This is a genomic window from Mycobacterium colombiense (assembly GCF_003284975.1).
GTDB classification, from domain to species: Bacteria; Actinomycetota; Actinomycetes; order Mycobacteriales; family Mycobacteriaceae; genus Mycobacterium; species Mycobacterium europaeum_A.
Genome location: NZ_QMEU01000212.1, coordinates 1 through 2,592, shown reverse-complemented (window position 1 = coordinate 2,592; position 2,592 = coordinate 1). Strand labels below are relative to the sequence as shown.

Annotated in this window: 3 protein-coding genes; 2 read left to right on the top strand and 1 reads right to left on the bottom strand. The window is 71.2% G+C overall.

Features of this window, described 5'->3' with window-relative positions; translation table 11 throughout:
* Positions 1–76 (top strand): hypothetical protein (locus tag DQP58_RS27360; RefSeq protein ID WP_231122602.1); only part of this gene is annotated, 76 nt, incomplete at its 5' end.
* Between the two features lie 51 nt (positions 77–127).
* Entirely contained in the window at positions 128–1,291 is a 1,164-nt protein-coding gene (locus tag DQP58_RS26470; protein ID WP_112710977.1) for an alpha-hydroxy-acid oxidizing protein, read from the top strand.
* Between the two features lie 5 nt (positions 1,292–1,296).
* On the opposite strand, the gene DQP58_RS26465 is transcribed toward DQP58_RS26470, so the two are convergent.
* A partial coding sequence (locus DQP58_RS26465) for a DNA polymerase Y family protein (protein ID WP_112710976.1) occupies positions 1,297–2,592 on the bottom strand: 1,296 nt, incomplete at its 5' end.

Genomic DNA, 2,592 nt, shown 5'->3' with positions numbered 1-2,592 from the left:
CAACTACGAGTACGCCATCAACAACTCGTTCGGCTTCGGCGGACACAACGTGGCCATCGCCTTCGGGCGGTACTAAGGCGTACTAAGGCCTCGTTTGGTGGGCGAAGCGGGGGGTAAAGCCCCGACTATGGCCTTCGCCGAGTATCAAAACGAGCTGTACGACCAGTCGCTGCACGGCAATCAGCCGCAGTATCCGATCCGGTTCGAGGAGCTGGAGGAGAAGGCCTCGGCGGCGATGACGCCGAAGGTGCTGGGCTATGTGGCCGGCGGCGCCGGTGACGAGCACACCCAGCGCGCGAACTGCGCGGCCTTCAAGCGGTGGGGCCTGTATCCGCGCATGGGGATCGCCCCGGAGCAGCGCGACATGTCCGTCGAGTTGTTCGGCATCAGGTTCCCGTCGCCCATCTTCATGGCACCCATCGGCGTCATCGGGGTGTGCGACCCCGACGGGCACGGGGACATGCTCTGTGCGCGCGCCTCGGTTCGCACCGGCGTGCCGTTTTTCGTGGGGACCCTGTCGGCCGACCCGATGGAAAGCCTCGCCGCCGAGCTCGGCGACACCCCGGCGTTCTTCCAGCTGTACACGCCCCCCAACCGCAAAATGGCCGCCAGCCTGGTGCACCGGGCCGAGGCGGCCGGCTTCAAGGGCATCGCCGTCACGCTGGACACCTGGGTCACCGGCTGGCGCCCCCGCGACCTGAGCGGCGGGAACTATCCGCAGGTGCCCAGCGGGTGCCTGGCCAACTACACCAGCGACCCGGTTTTTCGCGCCAACCTGAGCCGGGGCGAAGACGCCACCGAGGCGGCGGTGCGCAAGCTGCCGATCTTCGGCGGCCCGTTCCGGTGGACGGACCTCGAGTGGCTGCGGGCCGAGACCAGCCTGCCGCTGATGGTCAAGGGCATCTGCCATCCCGACGACGTGCGCCGCGCCAAAGACATTGGCGTGGACGGCATTTACTGCTCCAACCACGGCGGGCGGCAAGCCAACGGCGGGCTGGCCTGCCTGGATTGCCTGCCAGAGGTGGTCGAGGCCGCCGACGGGATGCCGGTGCTGTTCGACTCCGGGGTGCGCGGTGGCGCCGACATCATCAAGGCGCTCGCGCTGGGGGCGACCGCCGTGGGGATCGGCCGCCCGTACGCCTACGGGCTGGCGGTCGGTGGTGTCGACGGCGTCGTGCACGTCCTGCGCTCGCTGCTGGCCGAAGCAGACCTGATCATGGCCGTCGACGGGTATTCCTCGCTCAAGGACCTCACCCCCGACGCGTTGCGGCGCGTCGAATACGCTCAATAACAACGCTATTCGTAACTCCCCTCCACATACCAGCGCCGCTGGCGATAGCACAGCAGCAGCGCACGCTCGCTCTCCAGCAACACCTGGGCGCGGGCGGTGCGGCCCTTGGCCAGGTCGGGATCCCACCACCGCTCGTCGACCGGCCAGGGCCCGGACCACCAGCACAGCCGCTCGTCCCGGCCATGGGCGACGATGCGCGCCGGGTCGGCGGAGAACAACCCCCGGATGGTCACCCGTATCGGATTCCCTTGGTCGTCAAGCAGTTCCACCGGGTCGTCCAGCAGCACCGCCGGCGACGGCTCGGGCAGCCGGCCGGGCCACGGCAGATCGGGATCGGCCCGCGGCACCGGCTCGTCACCGAGCGGGATCAGCGTGATGCGCTCGGCCGGGCCGCGTCCGCCGGACAGCACCGGCACTCGCACCGCCTCCGGACCGAGCAGGCCCTGCACCCGCACCAGCGCCCGGCGGGCCCGCAGCCTGTCCTCCTCGCCCAGGCCGCCCCAGAGCGGCAACTGCAGCGCCTCGGCCGAGACCACCTCCACCGCGGCCAGCCGCAACAGCGTCACCGCGGCGGTGGGACGGGGAGTCCGCGCGGTGCGGCTGCTCAACCACCCGTCGAGCTGCCAGCGCACCCGATCGGCGGTGGCATCCTCGGTCAACGGCTCGGCGCATCGCCACACCCGGTGCAGTTCTTCGCCGTTGGCGGTGACGGCGTGGATGGCCAGCCGGGTGCATCCCACCCCGGCGTCCATCAGCGCCTGATGCAGCTTGCCGGCCAGCGACCGCCCGGCGAACGCCGCGGCGTCGACCCGGTCGATCGGCGGATCGCAGTCCAGCACGGCCTCGAGGTCGCCGGGCGGCTCCCGCCCGGAGGGCGGCCGTTCGGGCTCGCCGCAGGCCAACCGGTGCGCGGTCACCCCGTCGGCGCCGAATCTGGAGGCCACGTCGCTGCGCGATAGCGCGGCGAACTGCCCGATGGTGCGAATCCCCATCCGCCACAACAGGTCCGTCAGTTCTTCGCGGCCGGCACCGGACAGGCTCGGTTCGGTGGCGAGTTGGCGGATGGACAGCACCGACAAAAATTTCGCGTCGCCTCCCGGCTCGACGATCCGGCCCGCCCGGGCCGCGAAGACCGCGGTGGACAACCGGTCGGCGATCCCGGCCTGACACTCGGCGCCGGCGGCGGCCACCGCATCGATCAGGCGTTCGGCGGCGGTGGCCTCGGACCCGAAATAGCGGGCCGCCCCGCGCACCGGCAACGCCAGGAGGCCGGGCCGCAGCACCTCGGCGCGGGGCACCAG